A 26314-nucleotide genomic window follows, 5' to 3' on the forward strand; every position below is an offset into this window, starting at 1 on the left:
GGCCCGACATGAACTGGATCACCAATTACGTCCGCCCCCGGATCAATTCGATCTTCTCGCGCCGGGAGATGCCGGAAAATCTCTGGCAGAAGTGCGATGAATGCGGAACCATGCTGTTCCACCGCGAACTCTCGGACAACCTGAATGTCTGCACCAATTGCGGTCACCACATGGCGATCAGCCCGCGGGCCCGGTTCAAGGCGCTGTTCGACGGCGGCATCTTCACCGAGATCGCAGTGCCCGAACCGGTTGCCGACCCGCTGCAATTCCGCGACCAGAAGAAATATCCCGACCGCATGAAGGCGGCGCAACGCGCCACTGGCGAGAAGGAGGCGATGCTGGTCGCCAAGGGCGAGATCGGCCGCACCCCGATCATCGCGGCCGGGCAGGATTTCGCCTTCATGGCCGGTTCGATGGGGATGTATGTCGGCAATGCGATCATCGCCGCCGCCGAGACGGCAGTAAAATTGAAATGCCCGCTGATCCTGTTTTCCGCCGCCGGTGGGGCACGGATGCAGGAAGGTATCCTCAGCCTGATGCAGATGCCGCGCACCACCGTGGCGGTACAGATGCTGAAGGAAGCCGGGCTGCCCTATATCGTGGTGCTGACCCATCCGACCACCGGCGGGGTGACCGCCTCTTACGCCATGCTGGGCGATGTCCAGATCGCCGAGCCGAATGCGCTGATCTGTTTTGCCGGCCCGCGGGTGATCGAACAGACCATCCGTGAAAAGCTGCCCGAAGGGTTCCAGCGCGCCGAATACCTGCTTGATCACGGTATGCTCGACCGGGTCACCCCGCGCACCGAGCTGCGCGAGGAGCTGATCTCGATCACCCGGATGCTGCTGGGTCTGCCGCCGGTGATCCGCGGCGATCTGCCCGCCCCCACCGAAGAGGACAAGGCGCCGGCCGGTGCCAAGGCCGCGGCGGAGAAATCCGGGAAGGCCGGCGCAAAGGCCGACAAACCCGCCAAGGCCGCGAAGTCCAAATAACGCCCGCGAAGCGACCCGATCTGCCGGGGCGTCCCGCGCCCGGCGCCAACAGGAGACGTGAGAATGGCCTACACCCTTGTGCAATTCGACTTTCCCTATGCCGGCCCCTGGGGCGCCGATATGACGGCCGCCATGGGTGATCTGGCCCAGGACATCGCCGGCGAAGACGGGCTGGTCTGGAAGATCTGGACCGAGAACCAGGCCACCGGCCGCGCTGGCGGCATCTATGTCTTCGAAACCCCCGAGGCCGCCGCAGCCTATACCGAGAAACACTCGGCCCGGCTGGGCGCCTTCGGCATCACCGGCATCAACGCGCTGAGCTTCGATGTGAACGACGCGCTTTCCGCAATCACCCGCGCGCCGTTCTGAGGCGCCTTCAGGCCAACGACAATGCAATCCCAGAACCGGGCCCAAGACCGGGCGACATCTGATGTCATCCTTGACCGGATGATGGCGCTGCATCCGAAGATCATCGACCTGACGCTCGACCGCGTCTGGCGGCTACTGGCCGCGCTCGACAATCCGCAGGATCGACTGCCGCCGGTGATCCATGTCGCCGGCACCAACGGCAAGGGCTCGACCCAGGCGATGATCCGCGCCGGGCTGGAGGGGGCGGGGCTGGTGGCCCATGCCTATACCTCGCCGCATCTGGCGCGGTTCCACGAACGCATCCGCGTCGCCGGAGAACTGATCTCGGAGCCGGCGCTGAGCGCGGTGCTGGACGAATGCTATGCCGCCAACGATGGTGGCAGCATTACCTATTTCGAAATCACCACCTGCGCGGCGCTCTTGGCCTTCGCCCGCACGCCGGCCGATTACACCCTGCTCGAGGTCGGTCTGGGCGGGCGGCTTGACGCTACCAATGTGATCGCCAAGCCGGCGCTGACCATCATCACCCCGGTGTCGATCGACCACGAGGCCTTTCTGGGCGATACGCTCGCCAAGATCGCCTTTGAAAAGGCCGGGATCCTCAAGCGTGGCGTGCCCTGCGTCGTCGGCCCGCAGGAGGAGGAGGCGATGGAGGTGATCGAGGCGCAGGCGGCCAGGCTCGGCGCGCCGCTGATCGCCCATGGCCAGCACTGGCATGTCCAGCGCGAAGGCGACCGGCTGATCTATCAGGACGAACGGGGGCTGCTGGATCTGCCGCTGCCGAACCTGCCCGGGGCGCATCAGCTGCAGAACGCCGGTGCGGCGCTGGCGGCGCTGCGCCATCTGGGGCTGGGGGAAGAGGCCTGCGAGGCTGCGGTAACCCGCGCCTATTGGCCGGCGCGGCTGCAGCGGCTGAAGACCGGCCCGCTGGTCGAGGCGGCGCCGGGGGCGGAGCTCTGGCTCGACGGCGGCCATAACCCGGCGGCCGGGATCGTGCTCGGCGCGCATCTGCAAAACCTGCCGAAACGACCGACGCATCTGATCTGCGGCATGCTCAACACCAAGGACGTGAAGGGCTATCTGCGCCCGCTGGCGGGCCAGGCGCAAACGCTGACCGCGGTGTCCATCCCGGGTGAGGCCAACACGCTTTCGGCCGAGGAGACCGCCGCCGCCGCCAATGCCGTGGGGCTGGAGGCCGGAACCGCGCCGAGCGTGCTCGATGCGGTGGAACGGATCGTCGCGGCGGAACCGCAGGCGCGTATCCTGATCTGTGGCTCGCTCTATCTCGCCGGCAACATCCTGCGCGAAAACGGCTAGGCGGCTTCTGCCGCTCTTCGCCAGAGGCTCATCGCGCTAGGGCCTTGTTCTTTGCTGAAATGTTCCCGCCAGAGGCCACGCCCGCAGGGCGCCTCCGGCGCGATCACCGCGGCCAGGGCGGTGATGGAAAGGCCGGGGCTCAGTCCAGCGTCTGGCCCCAGTCCTTGTCCTGCATCTCGCGCAGCCGGCTGGCGGTGCGTTCGAATTCGAAGACGCCCTCACCCTCGACATAGAGCATCTCGGGCTCGGCGGCGGCCGAGCAGATCAGCTTCACATGCGCCTCGTAAAGCGCGTCGATCAGGGTGACGAATCGCTTCGCCTCGTTGAAATTTGACCGCGACAGCAGCGGGATGTCTTCGAGGATCAGCAGCTTCACCGCCTGGGCGATGGCCAGATAGTCGCCGGGGCCCAGGTAATGGGCACAGAGATCATAGAACCGCGCCCGGGCGATGCCGTTGCTATAGGCCGGCAGCTTGACCTCGCGCCCCTTGACCTCAAGCACCAGCTCGGCGCCGGGGCCGCCGGCCAGATCGTCCCAGATCGCCTGGATGGCGGCATGGGCTTCGGTGCCGTTCGGAGTGAAATAGACCGGCGATCCGGCCAGCCGGTTCTGCCGGTAATCCTTGGGGCTGACCAGCTCGTGCACCACCATCTTGTCCTTGATGATGGCGATGAAGGGCAGGAACAGCTGCCGGTTCAGCCCGTTCTTGTAAAGATCATCCGGAAGCCGGTTCGAGGTGGTGACGATCACCACCCCGGCATCGAACAGCATCTGGAACAGGCGCCCGACCACCATGGCGTCGGTGATATCGGTGATCTGCATCTCGTCGAAGGCCAGCACCTTGACGCTGTCGATCACCGCCTGGGCCGCCGGCGCCAGCGCGTCGGCGATTTCCTTCTTGCGCGCCTCGTGCATGGCGGCGTGGATTTCCTGCATGAAGGCATGGAAATGCACCCGCCGCACCGGCACATCGCCGAGTGATTCGACGAAGAGATCCATCAGCATCGACTTGCCGCGCCCGACGCCCCCCCAGAGGTAGAGCCCCTTGGGCGGCGGCGGTGCCTTGCGGAACAGCCCCCGCTTGACCGGCTTCGCCAGCGCGGCGCGGATGCGTTCGAATTCGGGCAGGACGGCCTCCTGCGCGCTGTCGTGGTGCAGCGAGCCTTCGGCGATGCGGGACTGGTAGAGGGCAAAGATATCGGACATGGCCCGAGCCATAGCGCGGCGCTGCGGCATTGAAAAGCGCCGAGACGGTCGTGAAGGGGATGGACGCTGCGATGGTATCAGCGCTGGTGATGCCACGTCTCACATTTCCTCGATTGAACTCGATGCGGCGATGGCTAATCTGCCCGAACTCTTGCAGGAGGAGATCTCATGACCCGCCGCTTTGACGGTCTGACCCCGGTTCTGGTGGTCAGTTGTATCATCATCACCGTCAGTTTCGCGGTGCGTGCCTCTTTCGGGGTGTTCCAAATCCCGGTGGCCGAGGAATTCGGCTGGGCCCGGTCCGAGTTTTCGCTGGCCATCGCCATCCAGAACCTGGCCTGGGGGATCGGCCAGCCGATCTTCGGCGCCATCGCCGAGAAGATCGGCGACCGCAAGGCGATCTTCATGGGTGCCCTGATCTATGCCGCCGGCATGGTGCTGACCGCCGGGTCGACCACGCCGATCGAACATCAGCTCTATGCCTGGCTGGTCGGCTTCGGCATCGCCGGCACCGGCTTCGGGGTGATCCTGGCGGTGGTGGGGCGTGCCGCGCCCGACGACAAGCGGTCGATGGCTCTGGCGATCGCCACGGCGGCGGGCAGCTTTGGCCAGATGGTCGGCGCCCCGGTGGCGGAATGGTTGCTGAGCTTCCTGAGCTGGCAGTCCACCTTTGTCGTCTTCGCGGCGGCGATCGTGGCGCTGGTGCTGGCCTTGCCCTTCCTGCACGCGCCCGTCGCCGGGCATGGCGCCGGGGCAGAGGAGAGCATGGGGGCGATCCTGATGAAGGCGCTGCGCGATCCCTCCTATACGCTGATCTTTCTGGGCTTCTTCAGCTGTGGCTATCAGCTGGGCTTCATCACCGCCCATTTCCCCGCCTTCGTGACCGAACTGTGCGGCCCGATCGCGCCGGGCGGGCTGCTGCACGGGCTTGGCATCACCTCGACCTCGGCGCTTGGCGCGGTGGCGATTTCGCTGATCGGCGCCGCCAATGTGGGCGGCACTCTGCTGGCCGGCTGGGCGGGCAAGTATTACTCCAAGAAATACCTGCTGTCGGCGATCTATCTGGGGCGGACCATCGTGTCGGCCGCCTTCATCCTGTCGCCGATCACCCCGGGGTCGGTTCTGCTGTTCTCGGTGGCGATGGGGGCGATGTGGCTGGCGACCGTGCCGCTGACCTCGGGTCTGATCGCCCATATCTACGGGCTCAGATACATGGGGACGCTCTATGGCATCGTCTTCTTCAGCCATCAGCTCGGCAGCTTCCTGGGCGTCTGGCTGGGCGGGCGGATGTATGACGTCTTCGGCGATTACACCTTTGTCTGGTGGATCGGTGTCGGCGTCGGCGCCTTCAGCGCGCTGGTGCATCTGCCGGTGAAGGAGCGCCCCTTGGAGCTGCGCGCGCTGGCCTGAGGCAAAAGCAACTAGGGCGGACCGAGGCCCGCCCTACGTTCTGCTAAGCTACAGGCGCGGTTATCGCGCCGCTTCCCAGCGATCGAGGATATAGCGGCTGGTCATCAGATCCAGATGCGCGCCACCGCCGTTCTTGAACAGGGTGATCTCGTCTTCCTTGCCCTGCTCGAAGGCGTCGAGCTGGTAGAAATCGGCCAGGATATCGGCCTCGGTGATCACGCCCTCGTCCAGTGGGGTCTGGATCTCGCCGATATGGCCGATGGTGGTGTCGCGGCTGTCGACATAGATTTTCGCCCGCCGCAACGCCTCGTCATCGGTTTCGCGCATGTCGGGGCGATAGGCGCCGATCAGGTTCAGGTGCTGCCCCGGGCGCAGCCATTCGCCCCGGATCATGGGCTCCGACGACATGGTTGCCGAGACGATGATATCGGCGCCGCGCACCCCGGCTTCGAGATCGGGGGCCAGATCGACGGTGCCGATCTGCTTGGCCAGGGCCTCGGCCTTTGCAAGCGTCCGGTTCCAGACCGAAATCTTCGCATCCGGAAAAGCCTCGGCGAAGGCATCGCAAAGCGACCGGCCGACGGTGCCGGCGCCGCAGATCAGGATGCGTTCACTGTCGGGTCGGGCCAGGCGCCGCGCCGCCAGCAGGCTGTCGCCGGCGGTCTTCCATTTGGTGACCAGATGGAAGTCCACCAGCGCCTCGAGCTGGCCGTCGAGATCCGAGAACAGCGTCACCGCCCCATTGACCATCGGCGTGCCGTGGTCGGGATTGCGGGGAAAGACCGTGGCGGTCTTGACCAGGCTGCCAAGCCCGTCGATCCAGGCCGCCCGCGACAACAGCGTATCGGGGTCGCGATAGAGAAAGGTATCGCCGATCTCGGCCTTGGGCAGGGTGTGGCCATCGGCCAGCGCCTGCGTCAGCTCCAGCCAGTCCAGCAGCTTTTCGCCCTCGTCAAAGGGGATGATGGGGATATTCGTGCTCATTGCGCCTCCTCCTCGGTCAGCAAGCCGGTCGCGACAAGCCGATCCGCCCAGCCGTCGGGCCCGGTGAAAAGATGGGTCTGCCAGCCGCGCGCCTCGGCCGCGGCGATATTGTCGGGCCGGTCATCGGTGAACAGCAGCGCCCCGGCTGCCACGCCGCAATCGTCCTCGACCATCTGATAGATCTGCGGATCGGGTTTGATCACCCCCATGTGACCCGAGATATAGGGGCGGTCGAATTCCAGCAGGAAGGGATAATGCGTGGCGGCATAGTCAAAGCTCTGAATCCCGAAGTTGGTGAGCGAGAAGACCGGCACCCCCTTGGCCCTGAGCGCCCTGAGCAGCCGCACCGACCGGTCGATCGCCGGAGTGGCGAGTTCGATCCAATGATCATGCCACATGCGGATTTCATCGCGCCACTCCGGATAGGCCTCGGCGGTGGCATAGATGGTTTCGGTGAAATGATGGCCCATGTCGACCTTGTCGTTCATGCCATGCAGATCGACCGCGGCGAACATCGCGCGGCGGCGATCCTCGCCGATCGCCGCGTCATAGAAACGTTCCGGTTGCCATTCGATCAGCACATTGCCGATGTCGAAAATCACGGCCTGAGGTTGCATTCTTGCGGTCCCTTCCCGCCGGGAAAATTCTGAATTTTCCCGGCAAATTCCCTCGAAGAAATCTGCGGCCTAGGACGGACGCCCGGCCGCTCTGATCTCCCGTTCCAGCGCGTCCAGAAAACGGGAGCGGTCGGCCTTTGTAAAGCCGCGCCCGCCACCGCCCGCGCCCAGCGGATTGGCGGCGCGCAGATCCGCCATCAGATCGCGCATGGCCAGTTGCTGGCCGATATTCGCCTCGGTGAAGGCCTCGCCATTATGGCGCAGCACCCGGGCCCCGGCGGCGACGCATTTGGCCGCCAGCGGGATGTCCCCGGTCACCACCACATCGCCCGGACCGCAGCGGTCGGCAATCCATTTGTCCGCCTCATCGGCGCCTTCGGCCACGATCACCGTCTCGACCAGCGGATTTTGCGGCGGTCGCAATCCACCGTTCGACACCAGATACATCTTCACCCGGTGCCGGGTCGCCACGCGCTCGGCCTCGGTCTTCACCGGGCAGGCATCGGCGTCGATGTAGAGCGCGGTCATCGCCGGTCAGGCCCAGAGCGCGCTGGCGTGGAAGGTCACGTGATCCTCCATGAAGGAGGAGACGAAGAAATAGCTGTGATCATAGCCCTTCTGCATGCGGAAGGTGGCCTCCTGCCGGCGCGCGGCGAGCGCCTCGGCCAGCGTTTCGGGCTTGAGCAGATCGAGGAACTGATCGCTCCCCCCCTGGTCGATCAGCACCGGCCCGTCAAAGCCTGTCTCGCGCATCATCAGGCTGGCGTCATGACCCGCCCAGGCGGTTTCGTCGGCCCCCAGATAGGCCGTCAGCTGCTTGCGGCCCCAGTCCGACCCGGCGGGATGGGCGATCGGCGCGAAGGCCGAGACCGAGCGGAACCGGCCCGGCAGCGCCATCGCCAGGGTCAGGGCGCCATGGCCGCCCATCGAATGGCCGGTGATCGCCTGCCGCTCGGGGTCGATGGCGAAATTGGCGTCGATCAGCCGCGGCAGCTCTTCGGCCACATAGTCCCACATGCGGAAATGCGGCGCCCAGGGCGCTTGCGTGGCATTGACATAGAACCCCGCGCCCTGGCCCAGATCATAGGCCGGATCGTCGGCCACTCCCTCACCGCGCGGCGAGGTGTCGGGAAAGACCAGCGCGATGCCCTGTTCGGCGGCCCAGCCCTGGGCGCCGGCCTTGGTCATGGCGTTCTCATGGGTGCAGGTCAGCCCGGAGAGATACCAGAGCACCGGCACCGGGCCGTCCTGCGCCTCCTGCGGCAGGAAAAGGCCAAAGGTCATGTCGCAGTCGCAGGCCTCGGACCTGTGCCTGTAGACGCCTTGCACGCCACCGAAGGCGGTATTCTCGGACAGGGTTTCCATGGTCGTTCGCTCCCGTATCGGTTTGTCTCTGGCTATCGGTCGGGGAGGCTTGCGTAAAGGGCGGGCGTCATTTTTCGCGTCTCCTGCCCCGGCCTCTTCTTCTCGGCAAAAATACGGCGGGGTCCGGGGCAGCGCCCCGGTCCGGCAGGGGACACACTCGCGGCGCCCCGGGCCTCAGCCGGTGATCAGCGAAATCACCACGGGGACCGAGACGATGCTGACAAGGGTCGAAATCAGGATCGCGGCCGAGGCACGATGCGGCGCGGCGTTATAGTGCTGGGCAATCATATAGACGTTGCTGGCCACCGGCAGGGCGGCGGCGGTGATCACCACGGTGGCGGCGAAAGGGTCGAGCGGGAAGATCACCAGCACTGCCAGTGCCACGGCGGCCGGGTGCAGCACCAGCTTGCAGAAGGACAGCCAGCCAGCGATCTGCAGCCGTTCGGCGGATTTCCCGGCAAGCGAGGCACCGATGGCGAAGAGCGCGCCCGGGGTGGCGGCGCCACCGAGGATCGACAGGAAATCGTTCAACGGCTGGGGCACCGGCAGCGCCTGCGCCGACCAGATCATGCCGGCGACCATCGAGACGATCATCGGATTGCGCAGCAGTCCCAGCCCCATCGCCTTGAGGGTCGACAGCTTCACCCGCCCGTCGCGGGCGCCGTTGATCAGCATCACCACCAGCGAGGAGAAGACCAGAAAATCAACGATCAGCACCAGCATCAGCGGCCCGACGGCGCCGGGCCCCAGCAGCATGGTCAGCATCGGCAGGCCGAGAAAGCCGGTATTGCCGATCACCGCGCATTGCGCCTCGATCGCGGTGGTGGGGAGGTCCTGACGGCGCAGCAGCGCGACCAGGGTGGCCAGCAGATAGATCGCCGCGGTGCCGCAGAAATAGCCGAGCATCAGCCTGAGGTCGAGAATTTCGGCCAGCGGCAAGTTGGCGACGACCCGGAAGATCAGCGCCGAGAGCGGAAAGAAGAAAATGAACTTGGTCAGATAGGCGGTCGCGTCCTGGCTGATGAAGCGGCTCCGCCCGGCCCAATAGCCAAGGCCGATAATGGCGAAAAAGGGCAGGGTTCTGAGGAAGATATCGACCATGTCCAATCGGTAGCGATTGACGGGCGGGGCCGCAAGCGGCTCAGCCGCTGCCGATCAGGATGCCAGCCCCCAGAACCAATGCGCCGCCCAGCACGACCTGGATTGCCGCCCGGAAGAACGGCGTCTCCATATAGCGTTTCTGGATCCAGGCGATCGCCCAGAGTTCGCAGAAGACCACGGTGAAGGCGATGATGGTGGCGGTCCAGAAATGCGGGATCAGATAGGGCATGGCATGGCCCAGCCCCCCCACCGCCGTCATCACGCCAGAGGCAAGCCCGCGTTTCAGCGGCGAGCCGCGGCCCGAAAGCTGGCCATCGTCCGAAGCGGCTTCGGTGAAGCCCATGGAGATCCCCGCCCCGACCGAGGCGGCGAGACCGACCAGGAAGGTCGTGGTGGTGCTCTGGGTGGCGAAGGCGGTGGCGAAGATCGGCGCGAGCGTCGAGACCGAGCCGTCCATCAGCCCCGCCAGCCCGGGTTGCACCCAGGTCAGCACGAATTGGCGGTGGGAGACGATTTCCTCGTCATGGCGACTATCGTCGTCGAGATATTCCTCGGCCAGCTTGCCGGCCAGCGCCTCGTGCTTGGCCTCGGCGGCGGCGAGATCGCCCAGAAGCTTGCGGGTCGAGGCGTCGGTGCAGCGCTTGGCGGCGTTGACATAGAAGGTCTCGGCCTCCTGTTCCATCATCACCGTCTCTTCGCGGATCCGCTCGATGCCCAGATTTTCAACAAGCCAGATCGGACGTCGCGTATAATATCCCGCCACATGTTCGCGCCGGATCAGCGGGATGGTGTCGCCGAAGCGTTCCTTGTGCAGCGCGATCAGCCGTTGCCGATGGCCGTCCTCTTCCTTGGCCATGCCGTCGAACATCTTGGCCGAGGCGGGGTATTCGGCGCGCAAACGCTCGGCATAGCCACGATAGATGCGTGCATCGTCCTCTTCCGAGGAAATCGCCAAGGCCAGAATTTCCTGTTCGCTCAGATCTCGGAACCGTTTTCGAGAGAAGAACTGCATCTGCCTGCCTCTGATTTAGATTGATTCTAACTACTGTCTGTAGAAGAGCTTCGCAAGTTGCGGAATTCACGTCCCTGTTGCGTGTGAACCGGTCGGTTTATATCACTGAACAGGGTGATGAGGGAGTAGATGATGAGCGATGCCTCCGAAGTTGTGCGGACCGGCCGAAAATTCGATCAGGTTCTGGCCGGCGCGCGCGAGGTCTTCATGGCCGACGGTTTCGAAGGGGCGAGCGTCGATGACATCGCCCGGGTGGCCGGCGTGTCGAAGGCGACGCTTTACAGCTATTTCCCCGACAAGCGGTTGCTGTTCATGGAGGTGGTGACCAATGAATGCAACCTGATGGCACAGCGGGCGCTGGACCATCTGGACACCTCGCGCCCCCCGCGCGAAATCCTGGCCACCGCGGCGCTGCATATCGTGAAGTCGCTGCTGTCGGAATTCTCTCAACGGGTGTTTCGCATCTGTCTGGCCGAACGCGACCGGTTCCCGGAGCTGGGCAGCGCCTTTTATGCCTGCGGCCCCGAAATGGGGGTCAAGCGGTTGAGCGATTATCTGGCCCAGGCGGTGGAGCATGGTACGCTGGTGATCGACAACGTGTCGATGGCGGCCGAGCAGTTCACCGAGCTTTGCAAGTCACGGCTCTGGGCGCGGGCGATGTTCGGGGTGCAGACCGACTTCTCCGATGCCGAGATCGAAGAGGTGGTCGCCGGCGCCGTCGACATGTTCATGGCCCGATACGGCGCCTGAGCGCGGCGGTCAGTCGATCCGCCGCACCAGAAGCTGATTGCCCTCGCCTGCCTTGGTCTCGAAACGCTTCAGTTCCTTGATCAGGTCCGAGAGCTTTCTCTTGCCATAGCTGCGGGTATCGAAATCCGGATTGGCGGCCGCGATGTACTGGCCGATCTGGCCTAGCGAAAACCATTCGTCCTCCTGGTCGATCGCATCCATGGCACGGGTCACCAGCTTGGTGGGATCCTCAAGCTCGGCGGGCGCCTCGCTGCTGGTTTGCGGCTCGGTCGGGAGCGGGGCGACATCGCGGGGCGAACTGGGTTTGGCCGGCTTCGGTTTGGGTTTCGCGGCCTCGGGCAACAGGTTCTCGACATAGATGAACCGCTTGCAGGCCTTGACGAAGGCGGCGGGCGTCTTGCGCATGCCCATGCCATAGACGTCCAACCCCTGTTCGCGGACGCGGCTGGCCAGCCGGGTGAAATCGCTGTCCGAGGAAATCAGCACGAAACCGTCGAACCGGCCCGAATGCAGGATGTCCATGGCGTCGATCACCAACGCGATATCGCTGGAATTCTTGCCGGTGGTATTGGCGAATTGCTGATGCGGGATGATCGCGAACGAGGCCAGCTTGTCCTTGCTCCAGCCCTGTGGGCCGCCGCCGGAGAAATCGCCATAGATGCGCCGGATGCTGGCCTCGCCGAAGGAGGCGATCTCGTCGAACATCACCTCGGCATATTTGGCCGAGATATTGTCGGCATCAATCAGTACCGCCAGAAGCGGCGTGTCGCGTTTCTGTGTCATGGGCGGAGCCCTTTCTTTTCGGCCGACTCTGACCCAAGCCGCCGCCTGGTGCAATGTCAAAGCCGGCGGAACATCACCAGCGCGTCGACATGGCCCTCGGTCGGATGCAGGAAGGCGCCCGGCAGTCGGCCAACGGTTTCAAACCCGGCGCGGCTCCAGGTGTCCACCGCACGGCTATTGGTCGAGACCACGAAATTGTACTGCATCGCTCGAAAGCCGCGCTGCTTCGCCTCTGCCAGCGAATGGCTCAGCAACGCGCGGGCCACCCCCTTGCCGCGTGCCTCTGGCGCCGTGCAATAGCCGGCGTTGCAGACATGGGCACCGCCGCCCTTCTGGTTTGGCTTGAGATAGGAGGTGCCCACGACTTTCCCGTCCAGCTCGGCAACGAAGTTGACCGCCCCGGGCGCACGCCAATAGGCGAATGCGCCCTCTCGGCCGCCATCGCGTTCAGCGGTAAAGGTTTCCCCTGCTTCGATCGCCGGTTTCAGTATGGCCCAGATCGCATCGTCATCATCCGGCGTCGCCGGGCGGATCGTCACATCAGTCATCGTCTTGTCCACAAGAAGGCGCCGGCCTGGATCGGCCGGCGCGGGGGGTCAATATTCGATCACGGCACGGATCGACTTGCCTTCGTGCATCAGCTCGAAGCCGTGGTTGATCTCCTCGAGCTTGAGCTTGTGGGTGATCATCGGGTCGATCTCGATCTTGCCGTTCATGTACCAGTCGACGAACTTCGGCACATCGGTGCGGCCCTTGGCGCCGCCAAAGGCGGTGCCCTTCCACACCCGGCCGGTGACCAGCTGGAACGGACGGGTGCCGATCTCGGCCCCCGAGGGGGCCACGCCGATGATCACCGACACGCCCCAGCCGCGGTGCGAGCATTCCAGCGCGTCGCGCATCACCTGCACGTTGCCGGTGGCGTCGAAGGAATAATCCACCCCGCCGATCTGATCGGCGCCGCGCTTGGTCAGCTCGACGATCTGCTGCACCACCGGCACATCCGACTTCGAGGGGTTGACGAAATGGGTCATGCCGAATTTCTTCGCCATCTCCGCCTTGGAGTCGTTCAGGTCGACGCCGATGATCATGTCGGCCCCGGCCATGCGCAGACCCTGGATCACGTTCAGCCCGATACCGCCCAGACCGAAGACCGCTGCGGTCGAACCGATCTCGACCCCGGCGGTATTGATCACCGCGCCGATGCCGGTGGTGACGCCGCAACCGATATAGCAGATCTTGTCGAAGGGCGCGTCCTCGCGCACCTTGGCGAGCGCGATTTCCGGCATCACCGTGTGATTGGCGAAGGTCGAACAGCCCATGTAGTGATAGATCGGCGTGCCGTCGAGCATCGAGAAGCGGGTGGTGCCGTCCGGCATCAGCCCCTGACCTTGGGTGTTGCGGATCGCGGTGCAGAGGTTGGTCTTGCCGCTGAGGCAGGACGGGCATTCGCGGCACTCGGGCGTATAGAGCGGGATCACGTGATCGCCGGGTTTCAGCGTGGTCACGCCCTCGCCGACCTCAAGGACGATGCCGGCGCCCTCATGGCCGAGGATACAGGGGAAGATGCCTTCGGGGTCGGCGCCCGAGCGGGTGAATTCATCGGTATGGCACAGGCCGGTGGCCTTGATCTCGACCAGAACCTCGCCCTTCTTCGGGCCATCGAGGTTCACCTCCATGATTTCAAGCGGTTTTCCAGCCTCAAGGGCGACGGCGGCGCGGGTACGCATCGGGCATGTCCTTTCTTCGGTTTCCCGGACCCTGCGACAAAGCGGGCCGATTTTCAACGCCCATTCGGCCGCGGTTCGGGGCCGGCGCGGTCGCCTGCCGCGATCCGGCGGAGTTTGAGTATTTGGGCAGAGAAGAAGGGCAGGGCGCCGCTGCTTCTTCTCTGTCAAAAATACTCCCGCCGGAGGCTTCCGTCGGTCGCGGCCGGGCGCGCCGCGTCGAAAGGCTTGATTTGGCATGGGGAAAGCGCAACTCTGATCGTCATGAACATGCAGACACCCAGCGGTTATTCCGAGACTGCCCAGCCCGAGCAGGTCGCCTTCGACCGGCGCGAGCTGTCGGACATCCTGCGGCTCTACGGCATGATGGTGGCGGCAGGGGAATGGCGCGATTACGGCATTTCCTGCCTGCGCGAGGTGGCGGTATTCTCGGTGTTCCGCCGCACCGCCGAATTCCCGCTCTATCGGATCGAAAAACGCCCGCGCCTGCGCAACCGGCAGGGGCAATATGCGGTGCTTGGCATCGACGGGCAGATCCTCAAGCGCGGCCATGACCTGCGCACCGTGTTGCGGGTGCTGGAGCGCAAGCTGATCCGCGCGGTGGAGTGATCAGACCCGCTTGTGCGCGGTGACCGGCCCGCCGCCTTGGGCGAGGATGCGGGCGAGGGCGGCGTCGATCGGTTCATAGGCCACGGCCATGTGATGGGCATTGGCATGGATCAGGGTCCGGTCGTCGACCGCCAGCGCCACATGGCCTTTCCAGAAGAACAGATCGCCGCGCTGTGCGGGCGTGTTGGCGGGCAGCGGCTGGCCCAGTTCCGCCTGCTGCTGGTCGCTGTCGCCGGGGCAGGGGAGGCCACAGGCAAGGCGCGCGGCCTGGATCAGCCCCGAACAGTCGATCCCGAAGGAGGAATTGCCGCCCCAGAGGTAAGGCGTGCCGAGATAGAGCCGCGCCACCTCGACCGGGTCGGGTGCGGTCTGGGCCAGCGGCGCCAGATGCGTCGAGGCAATCCACAGGGCGCGTGGCCCGTTGCCGGCATCGAGGGTTTCGATCCGGCTCCAGCCGTTCTGGCTGCCGCTGACGGTGACGCGGGCACCATGCGACAGCCAGAGCGCCTCGTCCCGCGTCTTCAACTCGGGGGTCAGCTTGGCATAGCTGTGGCGGGCGGCGATCCGATGGGTCGCGGCGGGGGCACCCCCCCAGAGCGCCGCGCTTTCGATCCAGCCGACATAGCCGTCGCGGGCGGCAAAGCCGAAGGTCATCGGCCCGCGTCGTTCCAGCGCGGTGAAGCGCTCTCCCATGAGCAGTTCGCGATCCCGCGCGCCACCCTCGGGGCTGGCAAAAAGCGTCGCGCGCGGCGGCACCACGCCACAGTCTTCGCCGGCGGTGAAGCGGGCGGCCTCGATCTGGCCGCGGAGGCTCTCATGCGCCACGCGGCCGTTGAAGCGGAGCTGGCGGCGGTCGGTCACAGCGACAACATCGCGGGCAGCGCGTCGAACAGCGCGCGGGCGCCTTGCACCACCGCGCCCTTGGGCCGCGCCGGGGTGCTGGTCTGGCTCCAGGCGTAGATGTCGAAATGGACATAGCGGCCGGGTCCGGCGAAGCGGCGCAGGAACAGCGCGGCGGTGATCGCCCCGGCGAAGCCGCCGCCCGGCGCGTTGTCGAGATCGGCAATCCCCGGTTCGATCTTCAGCTCGTAGGGGGCATGGAACGGCAGCCGCCAGACCGGATCGGCGATCCGGGGGCCGGCATGCGCCAGCGCGGCGGCAGCGGTTTCGTCATCGGTGAAGAAGGGCGCGATATCGGCACCGACGGCGACCCGCGCGGCACCGGTCAGGGTCGCCATGGAGACGATCAGATCGGGCTGATCCTCGGCCGCCAGGGCCAGCGCATCGGCCAGCACCAGCCGGCCTTCGGCATCGGTATTGTTGATCTCGACCGTCAGCCCCTTGCGCGAGGTCAGGATATCGCCGGGCCGGAAGGCATTGCCGGAGACCGCGTTTTCGACCGCCGGGATCAGCACGCGCAGTTGCAGCGGCAGCCCCAGCGCCATGATCGACCGCGCCAGCCCCAGCACGGTGGCGGCGCCGCCCATGTCCTTTTTCATCAGCGCCATGCTGGCTGCGGGTTTCAGGTCGAGCCCGCCGGTATCGAAGCAGACCCCCTTGCCGACCAGTGTCAGCTTGGGGCCGGTGTCGCCCCAGTGCAGGTCGATCAGCCGCGGCGCCCGGGTCGAGGCGCGACCGACGGCGTGGATCATCGGGAAGTTCTGCGCCAGCAGCGCCTCGCCCTCGATCACCGCAATCTCTGCGCCGAACTCCTCAGCAAGGGCGCGGGCGGCGCCCTCAAGCTCTGCCGGGCCCATGTCGGAGGAAGGGGTGTTGATCAGGTCGCGGGTCAGGCATTCGGCGGCGGCCAGCGTCTCGATCCGGGCGGTGTCGATACCGTTGGGGGCGACGAGGGCGCGCGGCTCTGCCGCCGGTTTGTCGCGATAGCGGTCGAAGCCGTAGCCGGCGATCAGCCAGCCGAAGCATTCGTTGGCCAGCGCCTGTCCTTCGAGGCCGGAGGCGATGGCATAGGTGCCCGCCGGCAGGTGCTGGGCGGCGGCGGCCAGGACGTGGCGATGACGGGCGCGCTGGGCGGCGCTGGCGTAACCGGCCAGCGCCATCTCGGGCGCGCCATCCGGCCCGGGGATCAAGAGCGCCTGTCCCTTGGCGCCGGTGAACCCGTTGACCGCGACCCAGCGGCGGACATGATCCGCCTGCCCGTCGAGCCAGGCGGCGAGCGCCTCGGCCTCGATCACATGCAGGGGGATGGCGGCGCTGTCGGCGGGGGCGAAACGCGGGGTCATGCTGGCGGGGGTCATTTGGGGCGGCGTCCTTGCGGTGATTTGTCGCCAGACTATCGCTCAGGCGCGCGGCCGCAAGGGGGTGTCAGACCACCACGCCGCGCAGGCGCCAGACGGCGCGCAGCGAGGCGCGGCCGACCCGCTGCAGCCGGGCCTGTGTCGCCGCCACGGCGATCGGGTCGCGTTGATCGGCGGCGATGGTGACATCGCGGGCGACCCGGGCCAGGTCCCCCATGCCGATCTGTTCGGCGATGGCGATGATCGAACGGGCGCATTTCCGCGCCGCGCCCCAATCCTCCAGCCGCCACAGCCGGTCGCAGCGCATCAGCCGGGCGGCCAGTTCGCGGCAGGCCCGGGTGATCACCGTCTCGGCCCCGGTGTCGCCCATCTGTCTGTAAAGCATCTGCAACCGACCCCGATCCAGATGCACCGTCTCTGTCCGCATCAGGGAACATAGAAGTGCCACGGCCCTCTCCCGGTTTCGTTATCTCGCCCGGGCCCCATCATCCCGGGGACAGGTTTGCAAAAGGTTTCGACCAGATGCGCTTAATCTCTCGAATTTTGCCGGAATCAAGACTATTTGCTGCCGTGACGTAACCAAGCGAGGGAAGTTGCATGCAGTTCGCCAAACCTCTGCCGAGCTATCTGGTGCACCGCTATCAGGGCTGGAAGGCAACGACTTATTCGGAAAACGAGAGCTGGTACCGACGCCTTGCCAGTGACGGGCAACATCCCCGGGCCATGGTGATTTCCTGCTGCGACAGCCGGGTTCACGTGACTTCGATTTTCGGGGCCGATCAGGGCGAATTCTTCATTCACCGCAATATCGCCAACCTGGTGCCGCCCTATGAGCCGGACGGCGACCACCACGGCACCTCGGCCACCATCGAATATGCGGTCACCGCGCTGAAGGTGGCGCATCTGATGGTGCTGGGCCATTCGCAATGCGGCGGCGTGCAGGGCTGCATCGACATGTGCAAGGGCCATGCGCCGGAGCTGGAGAAGAAGGAAAGCTTCGTCGGCCGCTGGATGGACATCCTGCGCCCGAAATTCGATCTGGTCGCCGATATCGAGGACGAACAGCAACAGGCCCGTGCGCTGGAGCGGCAATCGGTGCTGGCGTCGCTGTCCAACCTGATGACCTTTCCCTTCGTGCGCGAGGCGGTGGAAAAGGGCGAGCTGACCCTGCATGGCCTCTGGACCGATATCGGCGAGGGCGGGTTGGAATATTACGATTCCAAACTGGGCAAGTTCCTTCAGATCTGATGTGCTCCTACGAGCTGCGCCTCAGTGCAGCTCGTATCCCTCCGGCCAGCTCAGCTTGCGGTCGAGCCGGATGGCTTGGGCCGCGCCGGGGGCCAGATCAAGCTGCCATTCCAGCAGGCCGCGCTGATCGTCGACCTCTTGCAGATCGGGCATCGGCGTGGCGGTCCAGCCGATCTTCAAATCCTCCTGCTCCGAATAGGGCACCCGGGCGCGGAGCCGCACCGGCCAGTCGGTTTCGGTCAGGTTGCTGACGCGGTATTCCTCGGTCTCGGTCATCTGGTTCGATTTGCTCAACATGCCGCGATCGCCCTGGGCACGGCCCAGCAGGGCATAGTCCAGCCGCAGCCCCTCGACGGGGCCAAAGCCCAGCTCCGCCGCCTGGCCGCCGGCGATCATCGGCAGGTCGCCGACCCCGGCGAAATGCCCGTCGATATAAAGCTGGACGTCGTCGGAAGGCAGCAGAACCTCGTCGGTTTCATTGGTGAAGGCGGCGGTGACATAGGCGGTCTGGTCGAATTCCGGCGTCGCGCGGGCGAAGACCTCGGCCGACAGGACGATCTGGTCGAGCGGCAGGCGCAGCATCTCCCCCCCCGACAGGACGGTCGCCGGCAGCGGGTAATCATAGGTGACGCTGATCCCGTCGAGCACCGTGGGCGCGGCGGCCACCACAGGTGCGGCCAGGGCCCCGCCGGCGGCATCCATCAACCGCATCGGCGCCGGTGGCTGGGGTTTCTCGATCCAGCGCTGCTCGGGATAGAGAAAGGTCGGGTCGGTGCGCCCGCTGGGCATCGCGGTCGACAGTTTCAGCGCCACGCCGGTCCAGGGCTCTCCGGTCTGTTGTGCCACCCAGGCCACCCGGGACAGCCGCAGTTCGGCCTGTTCGCCCCGGCTCAGCTGCGCCTCATAGCCGGGCGACCATTGCGCCTCCGAGGTGATGTAGCTGAGCGTCACCAGCCCTTCCACCGGCGCGTCGGCGGTGACGGCGAGGGTGTATTCCGCCTGATCGTCCTCTGCCGGGGCGAGGGCGGCAAGGCGGGCGCGGGCGGCGGTCAGCGCCTTTTCCTGATCGGCCAGCGGCTGGTCATAGGCGCGGGTGGCGGTTTCGGCCTGCTGCCGGGCGGTACGGGCGGCGATGCCTTCCTCGGCGATCATGCGGGACAGATCGCGCAGCACCGCCACGCCCTGGCCGCCCAGACCCTGCGCCGCGCCCAGACCATCGAGAAAGCCGATCTGCGCGCCGGCGGCCTCGGCCTTGGCTTGTTCCGCCGCCCGCTCGTCGCGGGTGGCGGCAAGCTCGGCCTCCAGCCGCGTGACCTCGGCCCGGGCCGCCTTGACCGCCTCGCTCTCCGCGATCTCGCGCAGGGGCAGGGCGCCGGTGCGGGCGGTCACGGTTTCCAGCGTCGCGCCGTCAAGCGTGACCCGCAGGTCGGACAGCGGCACATGCGGATCGGCGCCGCGCAGGATCAGCCGGTGCTGGCCGGCAGGGATCGAGAATGGCACATGTCGTTCGATGTTGGCGCCCGAGGGGAAGAGCGTGACAGCGGTCACCGGGGCGGGCAGGACGAAATCCTCGGCCAGGGCGGCGGAAGGCAGGCAGATCGCCAGGCAAAGCAAAGCGCGCATCGGGAAACACCTTTGGACACAATCGTCCGCAACATTGCCCGGCCTGGCCGAAAGGACAAGAGGGCGCCCCGGTATGCTCCGGGGCGCCCTCGAATTAAGCTTTCGGAAGAGGTGGCGATCAGCCCTTCTTCAGAACCTCGCGGCCCAGCAGTTCGGCGATCTGAACCGCGTTCAGCGCCGCGCCCTTGCGCAGGTTGTCCGAGACGCACCACAGGTTCAGGCCGTTGTCGATGGTCGAATCCTGACGGATCCGGCTGATGAAGGTGGCGAAATCGCCGACGCATTCCACCGGGGTGACGTAGCCGCCGTCCTCGCGCTTGTCGATCACCATGATGCCCGGCGCCTCGCGCAGGATATCGCGGGCCTCGTCCTCGTCGAGGAACTCCTCGAATTCGATGTTGATCGCTTCAGAATGGCCGACGAAGACCGGCACTCGCACGCAGGTCGCGGTGACCTTGATCGAGGTGTCGACGATCTTCTTGGTTTCGGCGACCATCTTCCATTCTTCCTTGGTCGAACCGTCATCCAGGAAGACGTCGATATGCGGAATCACGTTGAAGGCGATCTGCTTGGTGAATTTCTTGCGGGTGATGTCGGCGGTGGGGTTATAGACGGCCTTGGTCTGATCCCAGAGCTCATCCATGCCTTCCTTGCCGGCGCCCGACACCGACTGATAGGTCGAGACGACGACGCGCTTGATCTTGGCGCGGTCATGCAGCGGCTTCAGGGCCACCACCATCTGCGCGGTCGAGCAGTTGGGGTTGGCGATGATGTTCTTCTTGGAATAGCCGTGCACCGCCTGCGGGTTCACTTCCGGCACGATCAGCGGCACGTCCGGGTCGTAGCGGTAGAGCGAGCTGTTGTCGATCACGACGCAGCCGGCCGCCGCGGCCTTCGGCGCGTATTCCTTGGTCGGGCCCGAGCCCACGGCAAAGAGCGCGATGTCCCAGCCGGTGAAATCGAAAGTGTCCAAATCCTGGGTCTTGATAGTCTTGTCGCCGAAGCTCACCTCAGTGCCGAGAGATTTGCGGCTGGCCAGAGCGGCAATCTCATCCACCGGGAACTGGCGCTCGGCCAGGATATTCAGCATTTCGCGACCCACGTTGCCCGTGGCGCCTGCGACGACGACGCGATAACCCATGTTGTCCTCTCATTCGGTTTCTGTCGACCAAGGGCCGACGCGGCCTTCTACAGGTATTGCGCCAAAGAAAAAAGGGGCTCTAATCCACGCTGTCCCGGCTGAAGAGGTAAATCGCGGTGCCGAGCGCGGTGGTCAGGCCCAGAAACAGGAAGATCGCGACATAGGGGGCCGTCGCCGCCTGTCCCGACATTCTGCCATAGACCTCTCCGGTGGCGAATTGCATCACGCCGACGCCGCCGATGCTGAAGAGATTCAGCAAGGTCACGCCGCGCCCGACCAGATGGGACGGCACAAAGGCGCGCCCATGGGCGATGATCACCGGATAATAGCCGCCGAAAAAGCCGATCAGCGCGATCAGCGCGATCGCCAGCGGCGCGCTGATCCCGGTCCAGCCCCCCAGCATCGCCAGCGCCAGAACGGTGCCGACGCCGCCCGCCGCGATCGGCCACTTGCGGGTGCCCAGAAGCCGATCGAGCGGCCCATAGACCAGCGTGCCCAGGATCATCGCCACCCCCATCGCCAGCGTCGCCTGCCCGATCTGCCCGGGCGACATCTGGAACACGTCGTTCAGATAGGGGCCGATCCACAGACCGCGCAGGGTGCCCGAAGGGGCATAGCTGATCGCCGCCATCGGCAGAATCAGCCACATCACCGGCATCTTCAGCAGATCGAGCACCGATCCCTTCAGCGCGGTCTCATGCGGGGCGGGGTCGCGGACGGAAAAGAAGATCCCGACGGCCGCTGCCGCCGCGATCAGCGCCATCGCCGCCAAGGTGGCGCGCCAGCCGATCACCTCGGCCGCCAGCGTGGTGGGATAGGAGGCGGCGAGATTGCCCATGGTCCCGATCCCCAGCATCAGCGCCGCCAGAGTGGCGAAGCGCGCCGGCGGGTATTCGCGGGCGAAGATGTAATAGGACCCCATCAGCGCCGGCGAACAGCCGACCCCGATCAGCCCCATGGCGATGTTGATATGCAGCGGCGTCTGAGCCAGCGCGAAAAGCGCCGCGCCCCCGGCACCGCCGATCAGCAACAGGACAGACGCGGTGCGGCGCGGCCCGATCTTGTCCAGCGCCCAGCCAACCGGCAATTGCATCACCGCGAAGATCAGGAACCACATCCCCGAGGCGGCGGCGAGATCCTGCGCCGTCGCGCCCAGATCGCGTTCCAGAAAGGTGCTGAGCACCGCCAGGAACGAACGGAAGAATTGGCTCATGACATAGGCCAGGCCCAGCCAGATCAGACCCATCATCAGAACGCGCCTCCCTTCGCGTCTTGTTGCAGGACGGCACTGGGTCGCATGTTCCCGTGTCGGGAGCAAGCGCCGGCTGTGGCGTCGGGGCAGGGCGCCTTGCGATCGGGCGGCTGTGGCGCTGTGGCGTTCCGGTCGTATAGAAAGGGGGGCATGCCGCCTGCGCGGTATCACCCCCGCTTCTGGAGCCGCTTCCCGGTCTGTATCCGCCCATGCCCGCCATTCCCTTGCCCTTTATCGTCTCCGGCGCGCTTGTCCTGCTGCTTCTCTCGCTGCTGAGGCGTCAGAGCCATGCGCGCTGGTTCATCTTGTTCCTGGCCGCCTGTGCCGCGCAGTCGGCGCTGGTGGGGATGCGCTGGAGCCTGGGGCTTGGGGAGCTGAGATTTGTTCAGCCGGTGCTGGCGGCTTGCCTGCCGGTGCTCGCCCTGACGGCCTTCGCCTCTCTCGGGGCAGGGCGGCCGTCGCTCTGGCATGCGGTCTGGCCGGTCGCGATCCTTGCCCTGTGGGGGCTGTTTCCGGCCGCGATCGATCCGCTTCTGGTGGTGGAGTTCATGCTCTACGGCGTGCTGATCTGGCGCTTTCCCCTGCCGGAGGAGGGATTGGCCCGGGTCAGGATCGGCAGCGAAGGGGTGATCGTCAGGGCGCGCGCCGGGGTGGCCGGGCTTCTGGGGCTCAGCGCGCTGTCCGACGCGGTCATCTCCCTCGCCCTGTTGGGGGGAGAGCCGCGGCTGGCGGCGGCGGCCGTTGCGGCGGTGATGAGCGTGCTGCTGGTCGGGCTGGCCGGTGGGGTGCTGGCGCAGGGGGCTGCCGCCCTGCCGGAGGGGCCGGACGAGAGGCCGGCGGAGGAGCCCGCGCCGGTTGACATGGGCGAGGAGGCCGAGGCGTTCCCGGCGATCCTCGCCACAGTCGAGGCCGTGCTGGCGCAGGGCCTCTATCGCGATTACGATCTGACGCTTCAGCGCCTGGCGCGGCGGGTCAAGATCCCGGCCCGCAAGATTTCGCGCGCGGTGAACGACAGGCGCGGATGCAGCGTCAGCGATCTGGTCAACGGTTATCGCGTGCGGGAGGCGATGCGGCTGTTGCGCGATAGCGATCTGCCGGTGACCCAGGTGATGCTCGAGGCCGGATTTCAGACCAAATCGAACTTCAATCGCGTTTTCAAAGAGACTGCAGGCGTGACACCAAGCGCGTATCGGAGCGCAGGAAATTGATCACCGTCCGGGCGATGTCCCGGTGCAGTTCGGCGCGCGGCACGGTTTCGCCCTGGCAGACATAGGCGTCATCCCCCAACAGCGCCTCGGCCCCCGGCTTGCACAGGCTCATGAAAGAGAAATGGGTGGCGCCGATCACCTCGGCATAGCGGCTGGTCGCCGGCGGCAACAGGGCGCTTTGCGCGCGCCCCTCCCAACCCAGCGGCAGGCCCGGATCCTCGACCCCCGAGACCAGGGCCAGAACCGGGACGGGCAGGCCGGCAAGGCTGTCGGGGGCAAAGGCGCGAATGCCTTCCATGTCCAGCAGGACGATGGCGGTGACACGTGGATCGCGGGCCGATACCGGCGGTTGCGACGGGGCGAGGCCACCGGTGCGATAGAGGGTACAGACGATCTTGTCGGAGCTGTCGCCGCAGGCGTCGAACAGGCGGGCGGGATCGAAGACCGCCCCTGCCAGGAACAGCGCGGTCGAGCCGCCCAAGGAATGGCCGATCACCGAGATATGGGCGTGATCGACCCGCGCGCCAAATGTGGCATCGGCCAGAAGCGTGTCGAGCACCTGCGACACTTGTTGCGGACGGCGGACAAGATGCGCCGCCCAGTCCGGATCCATATTGCCGAAACTGGTGCCGGGATGATCGAAGGCGATGGCGATATATCCGGCCTGCGCCAGGGCCTCGGCCAGCCAGGCCTGATTGCGCCACAGGCCGCTATAGCCGTGGGAGAGCAAGGCCACGGGATGAAGCCCCTCGGCGGCGGGGGCATCTTCAACCACCGGCACGCCGACGAAGACGGGGTTTTCCGCGAGGCGGATGATCGGGGCGGTGCTGGTGGTCGGATACCAGACCTTGGCCTCGAGCCCGGAGGCGTTGAGCGTCCGGAACCCGACGGGCGGGGCGGTATCGGCAAGCGCCCCGGTGGCGAGGCAAAGGTACAGGATCAGAAGAGCAAGGATGCGCATGGGAACCTCAGAGTGTTTCGATGCTCTCCAACTCGGGGGTATCGCGGCGATTCGAGACCTCGAACGTGATAAAGGACTCGCAAACCCGTCGTAGGGAACGAGGGGGCGGGGGCTGGACCCTGGGGGCCGAGGCATTACCTCTGTCAGACAGCGGAGGACGATCGCGATGGAACTGGATCGAGACGGGTTTTACGGGCGGATCGCGCCACAGGCCGATTTCGCCGCGATGCTGAGCGAAGACAGTTTCACGCCCGTGCCGGACGATTGGCTGGTGGGGGCGGCGGATATCGTCCAGTCCACCGCCGAGATCGCGGCGGGGCGCTACAAGATCGTCAACATGATCGGCGCCGCGGTGATCGCGGCGATGGCGAACGGCATGGGGGCGCGCGCCTTTCCCTTTGTCTTCGAGGGCGACGGCGCGCTGTTCGCCCTGCCGCCCGAGGATGCCGATATCGCGCGTCAGGCCCTGGCGGCGCTGCGTCGCTGGGCCGAGGAGGAGTTCGATATTTCCTTACGTGCCGCGCTGGTTCCGGTCGCCGATATCCGCGCCGCCGGGCTTGATCTGAAAGTGGCCCGCTTCGCGCCGGCGCAGGGCGTCGATTACGCCATGTTCTCGGGCGGCGGGCTGGCCTGGGCCGAGGCGCAGATGAAGGCGGGGCGTTATATGGTGGCGCCGGCGCCCGTGGGCACGCATCCCGATCTGACGGGGCTGTCCTGTCGCTGGGCCAACCTCAAGTCCCGAAACGGGCTGATCCTGTCGCTCGTGGTGCGGCCGGTGCCGGGGGCCGATCCGGCGGGGTTTCGCGATGTCGCCGCCCAGGTGGTCGATATCGCCGGCCATCTGTCGCGCGCCGGCCATCCGGTTCCGCTGCAGGGGCCGCGGCCGCGATGGCATCCTGAAACGCTCGATTTCGAAGCCCGCGCGGGGGGCCAAGACCGCCCGCTCTGGCGGCGACGGCTCAGGCTTTCCATCGGCCATCTGGTCATCGCGACGATGATGCGCCTGCGTCTGCGGCTGGGCCGGTTCGATCCGGCGCATTACCTGGCCCGGATCAGCCTGAATGCCGATTTCCGCAAGTTCGACGATGGGTTGAAGATGACGCTTGATTGCGACCCGGCCAGCCGCGACCGGATCGAGGCGGTGCTGCACACGGGAGAGGAGGCCGGGCTGATCCGCTATGGGCTGGCCGAGCAGGAAGAGGCGTTGATCACCTGTTTCGTGCCCTCGGCGATGCGCGACGATCACGTGCATTTCGTCGATGGCGCTGCGGGCGGCTATACCAGTGCCGCCCGCAGCCTTGAGGCTGGGCTCAGCGCCCCGATCTGAGCCGGCCGACAATGCCGGTCGGGAAGAAATAGACGCTGAGGATGAACAGCACGCCCAGCCACAGAAGCCAGCGATCGGCGTTGAGAAGCTGCGGCAGCACCGGCAACCCCTCGACCAGGCCCGAGGCGGTGCCCATCAGCGATTGCAGATAGTTCTGCGCGATCACGAAGAGCGTGGCACCGATCACCGCGCCATACATCGTGCCCATGCCGCCGATCACCACCATCAGCAGAATGTCGATCATCAGCTCCATCGACAGGGTGGTGTCGGGCCCGACATAGCGCAGCCAGATCGCATAGAGCGATCCCGCCAAGGCCGCCGCCGCCGCCGACAGGCAGGTCGCCGCCACCCGGTAATAGACCACGCGATAGCCGATCGCCTCGGCCCGGAAGTCATTCTCGCGGATCGCCTGCAGCACCCGCCCGAAGGGGGAGTTGACGATGCGCAGCAGCAGCAGGAACAGGATCAGCGCGCCGGCGAAGACCAGGTAATAGGCCAGCAGCTTGCCGTTCAGGGGGACGCCGAAGATTTCGCCTCCGAACATCTCCTGGCCGAACTTGAAGGCCGGCCCCAGTTCGCGCGGCAGCTTGAAGGTCAGCCCGTCCTCGCCGCCGGTCAGCCCCGACAGTTGGCTGGCCAGCACGGCGACGGCGGAGGCCACCGCAAGGGTGATCATGGCGAAGAAGATCGCCCGCACCCGCAAGCTGAACAGACCGATCAGCAGCGCCAGGATGGCCGCCGCCACCGCGCCCGCGACGGTGCCCAGCAGGATCGAGCCGAAACTGCGTTCAAGATGGGTCAGCGCCAGCGCCACACCATAGGCGCCGATGCCGAAGAACATGGTATGGGCGAAGCTGACGATGCCGCCATAGCCCAACAGCAGGTCATAGCTGGCGACCAGGGCGATGAAGACGCAGATCCGCGCGGCGGTGTCGATGCTGCGCACGCCGGGGAACAGGAAGGGCGCCAGCGCCAGGCAGACGAAGATCACCACCAGCAGGATCGACAGCACGACGGATCGCGGCATGTCGCCGGAAAGAATGGAACGGAACATCG

The 26314-nt window shown here is 66.0% G+C and carries 28 protein-coding genes; 10 read left to right on the forward strand and 18 right to left on the reverse strand.

The window, feature by feature from the left end; genetic code table 11:
- The first annotated feature begins 8 nt into the window (after positions 1-8).
- From accD to ACN0V4_RS06370, 3 genes are all read left to right on the forward strand, one after another.
- Positions 9-992 carry an acetyl-CoA carboxylase, carboxyltransferase subunit beta gene (gene accD / locus ACN0V4_RS06360; protein WP_417674159.1) on the forward strand — a complete coding sequence of 328 codons (984 nt, stop codon included), beginning with the start codon at positions 9-11 and terminating at the stop codon, positions 990-992.
- Positions 993-1055: 63 nt separating this feature from the next.
- Complete coding sequence (locus ACN0V4_RS06365) at positions 1056-1361, forward strand: monooxygenase (protein ID WP_417674161.1); 306 nt, start codon at positions 1056-1058, stop codon at positions 1359-1361.
- Between the two features lie 21 nt (positions 1362-1382).
- Positions 1383-2678 (forward strand): bifunctional folylpolyglutamate synthase/dihydrofolate synthase, encoded by a 1296-nt coding sequence (locus ACN0V4_RS06370; RefSeq protein WP_417674163.1) that lies wholly within the window; start codon positions 1383-1385, stop codon positions 2676-2678.
- Between the two features lie 139 nt (positions 2679-2817).
- On the opposite strand, the gene zapE is transcribed toward ACN0V4_RS06370, so the two are convergent.
- Complete coding sequence (zapE, locus tag ACN0V4_RS06375) at positions 2818-3885, reverse strand: cell division protein ZapE (protein ID WP_417674165.1); 1068 nt, start codon at positions 3883-3885, stop codon at positions 2818-2820.
- On the opposite strand from zapE, the gene ACN0V4_RS06380 reads away from it, so the two are divergent.
- Positions 3884-4057, forward strand: coding sequence for a hypothetical protein (locus ACN0V4_RS06380; protein WP_417674167.1), 174 nt, complete (start codon positions 3884-3886; stop codon positions 4055-4057). The two genes, zapE and ACN0V4_RS06380, sit on opposite strands and share 2 nt — an antisense overlap.
- A complete protein-coding gene (locus ACN0V4_RS06385) occupies positions 4054-5295 on the forward strand; it encodes an MFS transporter (protein ID WP_417674169.1) in 1242 nt (413 codons plus the stop codon). Before ACN0V4_RS06380 ends, ACN0V4_RS06385 begins: the two co-directional genes overlap by 4 nt.
- Before the next feature lie 60 nt (positions 5296-5355).
- Here the strand turns inward: ACN0V4_RS06385 and ACN0V4_RS06390 are convergent, their stop codons facing one another.
- The 6 genes from ACN0V4_RS06390 to mbfA form a co-directional block, all read right to left on the reverse strand.
- Positions 5356-6279 (reverse strand): ornithine cyclodeaminase family protein, encoded by a 924-nt coding sequence (locus tag ACN0V4_RS06390; protein WP_417674171.1) that lies wholly within the window; start codon positions 6277-6279, stop codon positions 5356-5358.
- Positions 6276-6896: an HAD family hydrolase gene (locus tag ACN0V4_RS06395; RefSeq protein WP_417674173.1), complete on the reverse strand. Its 621-nt coding sequence runs from the start codon at positions 6894-6896 to the stop codon at positions 6276-6278. Before ACN0V4_RS06395 ends, ACN0V4_RS06390 begins: the two co-directional genes overlap by 4 nt.
- 69 nt (positions 6897-6965) lie before the next feature.
- A complete protein-coding gene (locus ACN0V4_RS06400) occupies positions 6966-7424 on the reverse strand; it encodes a YaiI/YqxD family protein (RefSeq protein WP_417674175.1) in 459 nt (152 codons plus the stop codon).
- 6 nt (positions 7425-7430) lie between these two features.
- A complete protein-coding gene (gene fghA, locus ACN0V4_RS06405) occupies positions 7431-8261 on the reverse strand; it encodes an S-formylglutathione hydrolase (RefSeq protein ID WP_417674177.1) in 831 nt (276 codons plus the stop codon).
- 174 nt (positions 8262-8435) lie between these two features.
- Positions 8436-9362: an AEC family transporter gene (locus ACN0V4_RS06410; protein WP_417674179.1), complete on the reverse strand. Its 927-nt coding sequence runs from the start codon at positions 9360-9362 to the stop codon at positions 8436-8438.
- 40 nt (positions 9363-9402) lie between these two features.
- The gene (gene mbfA, locus ACN0V4_RS06415) at positions 9403-10374 is read right to left on the reverse strand and encodes an iron exporter MbfA (RefSeq protein ID WP_417674181.1); all 972 of its coding nucleotides are present in this window, start codon (positions 10372-10374) and stop codon (positions 9403-9405) included.
- Positions 10375-10506: 132 nt separating this feature from the next.
- On the opposite strand from mbfA, the gene ACN0V4_RS06420 reads away from it, so the two are divergent.
- Positions 10507-11124 carry a TetR/AcrR family transcriptional regulator gene (locus ACN0V4_RS06420; RefSeq protein WP_417674183.1) on the forward strand — a complete coding sequence of 206 codons (618 nt, stop codon included), beginning with the start codon at positions 10507-10509 and terminating at the stop codon, positions 11122-11124.
- A 9-nt stretch (positions 11125-11133) separates the two neighbouring features.
- Here the strand turns inward: ACN0V4_RS06420 and ACN0V4_RS06425 are convergent, their stop codons facing one another.
- Genes ACN0V4_RS06425 through ACN0V4_RS06435 form a run of 3 tightly spaced genes read right to left on the reverse strand, consistent with a single transcriptional unit; the run spans position 11134 to position 13634 of the window.
- A complete protein-coding gene (locus tag ACN0V4_RS06425; protein ID WP_417674185.1) occupies positions 11134-11907 on the reverse strand; it encodes an NYN domain-containing protein in 774 nt (257 codons plus the stop codon).
- A 56-nt stretch (positions 11908-11963) separates the two neighbouring features.
- On the reverse strand, positions 11964-12455 hold the full coding sequence (locus ACN0V4_RS06430) for a GNAT family N-acetyltransferase (RefSeq protein ID WP_417674187.1): 492 nt from the start codon (positions 12453-12455) through the stop codon (positions 11964-11966).
- Between the two features lie 48 nt (positions 12456-12503).
- Positions 12504-13634 (reverse strand): S-(hydroxymethyl)glutathione dehydrogenase/class III alcohol dehydrogenase, encoded by a 1131-nt coding sequence (locus tag ACN0V4_RS06435; RefSeq protein ID WP_417674189.1) that lies wholly within the window; start codon positions 13632-13634, stop codon positions 12504-12506.
- A 261-nt stretch (positions 13635-13895) separates the two neighbouring features.
- Here ACN0V4_RS06435 and ACN0V4_RS06440 point away from each other — a divergent pair, with 261 nt between their 5' ends.
- Positions 13896-14240: a DUF2794 domain-containing protein gene (locus ACN0V4_RS06440; RefSeq protein ID WP_417674191.1), complete on the forward strand. Its 345-nt coding sequence runs from the start codon at positions 13896-13898 to the stop codon at positions 14238-14240.
- Here the strand turns inward: ACN0V4_RS06440 and ACN0V4_RS06445 are convergent, their stop codons facing one another.
- From ACN0V4_RS06445 to ACN0V4_RS06455, 3 genes are all read right to left on the reverse strand, one after another.
- Positions 14241-15101: an NlpC/P60 family protein gene (locus ACN0V4_RS06445; protein ID WP_417674193.1), complete on the reverse strand. Its 861-nt coding sequence runs from the start codon at positions 15099-15101 to the stop codon at positions 14241-14243.
- On the reverse strand, positions 15098-16483 hold the full coding sequence (locus ACN0V4_RS06450; RefSeq protein ID WP_417674836.1) for a leucyl aminopeptidase family protein: 1386 nt from the start codon (positions 16481-16483) through the stop codon (positions 15098-15100). Before ACN0V4_RS06450 ends, ACN0V4_RS06445 begins: the two co-directional genes overlap by 4 nt.
- Positions 16484-16565: 82 nt before the next feature.
- Positions 16566-16883: a hypothetical protein gene (locus ACN0V4_RS06455; protein ID WP_417674195.1), complete on the reverse strand. Its 318-nt coding sequence runs from the start codon at positions 16881-16883 to the stop codon at positions 16566-16568.
- Positions 16884-17095: 212 nt separating this feature from the next.
- Here ACN0V4_RS06455 and ACN0V4_RS06460 point away from each other — a divergent pair, with 212 nt between their 5' ends.
- On the forward strand, positions 17096-17746 hold the full coding sequence (locus tag ACN0V4_RS06460) for a carbonic anhydrase (protein WP_417674197.1): 651 nt from the start codon (positions 17096-17098) through the stop codon (positions 17744-17746).
- Between the two features lie 21 nt (positions 17747-17767).
- Here the strand turns inward: ACN0V4_RS06460 and ACN0V4_RS06465 are convergent, their stop codons facing one another.
- From ACN0V4_RS06465 to ACN0V4_RS06475, 3 genes are all read right to left on the reverse strand, one after another.
- On the reverse strand, positions 17768-19369 hold the full coding sequence (locus tag ACN0V4_RS06465; protein ID WP_417674199.1) for a DUF4139 domain-containing protein: 1602 nt from the start codon (positions 19367-19369) through the stop codon (positions 17768-17770).
- 118 nt (positions 19370-19487) lie between these two features.
- Positions 19488-20510: an aspartate-semialdehyde dehydrogenase gene (locus tag ACN0V4_RS06470; protein ID WP_417674201.1), complete on the reverse strand. Its 1023-nt coding sequence runs from the start codon at positions 20508-20510 to the stop codon at positions 19488-19490.
- Between the two features lie 79 nt (positions 20511-20589).
- Positions 20590-21762, reverse strand: coding sequence for an MFS transporter (locus ACN0V4_RS06475; protein WP_417674838.1), 1173 nt, complete (start codon positions 21760-21762; stop codon positions 20590-20592).
- Positions 21763-21971: 209 nt separating this feature from the next.
- Between ACN0V4_RS06475 and ACN0V4_RS06480 the strand changes: the two genes are divergently transcribed.
- Positions 21972-22970 (forward strand): helix-turn-helix domain-containing protein, encoded by a 999-nt coding sequence (locus ACN0V4_RS06480; protein WP_417674203.1) that lies wholly within the window; start codon positions 21972-21974, stop codon positions 22968-22970.
- Here ACN0V4_RS06480 and ACN0V4_RS06485 read toward each other — a convergent pair.
- Positions 22918-23931, reverse strand: coding sequence for an alpha/beta hydrolase family protein (locus ACN0V4_RS06485; RefSeq protein ID WP_417674205.1), 1014 nt, complete (start codon positions 23929-23931; stop codon positions 22918-22920). The two genes, ACN0V4_RS06480 and ACN0V4_RS06485, sit on opposite strands and share 53 nt — an antisense overlap.
- A 166-nt stretch (positions 23932-24097) precedes the next feature.
- Here ACN0V4_RS06485 and ACN0V4_RS06490 point away from each other — a divergent pair, with 166 nt between their 5' ends.
- Positions 24098-25258 carry a DUF3095 domain-containing protein gene (locus tag ACN0V4_RS06490; protein WP_417674207.1) on the forward strand — a complete coding sequence of 387 codons (1161 nt, stop codon included), beginning with the start codon at positions 24098-24100 and terminating at the stop codon, positions 25256-25258.
- On the opposite strand, the gene ACN0V4_RS06495 is transcribed toward ACN0V4_RS06490, so the two are convergent.
- Positions 25242-26312: a branched-chain amino acid ABC transporter permease gene (locus ACN0V4_RS06495; protein WP_417674209.1), complete on the reverse strand. Its 1071-nt coding sequence runs from the start codon at positions 26310-26312 to the stop codon at positions 25242-25244. The genes ACN0V4_RS06490 and ACN0V4_RS06495 overlap by 17 nt on opposite strands.
- Positions 26313-26314: the final 2 nt, after the last annotated feature.

The organism is Pseudodonghicola sp. (assembly GCF_048268305.1).
GTDB lineage: Bacteria > Pseudomonadota > Alphaproteobacteria > Rhodobacterales > Rhodobacteraceae > Pseudodonghicola.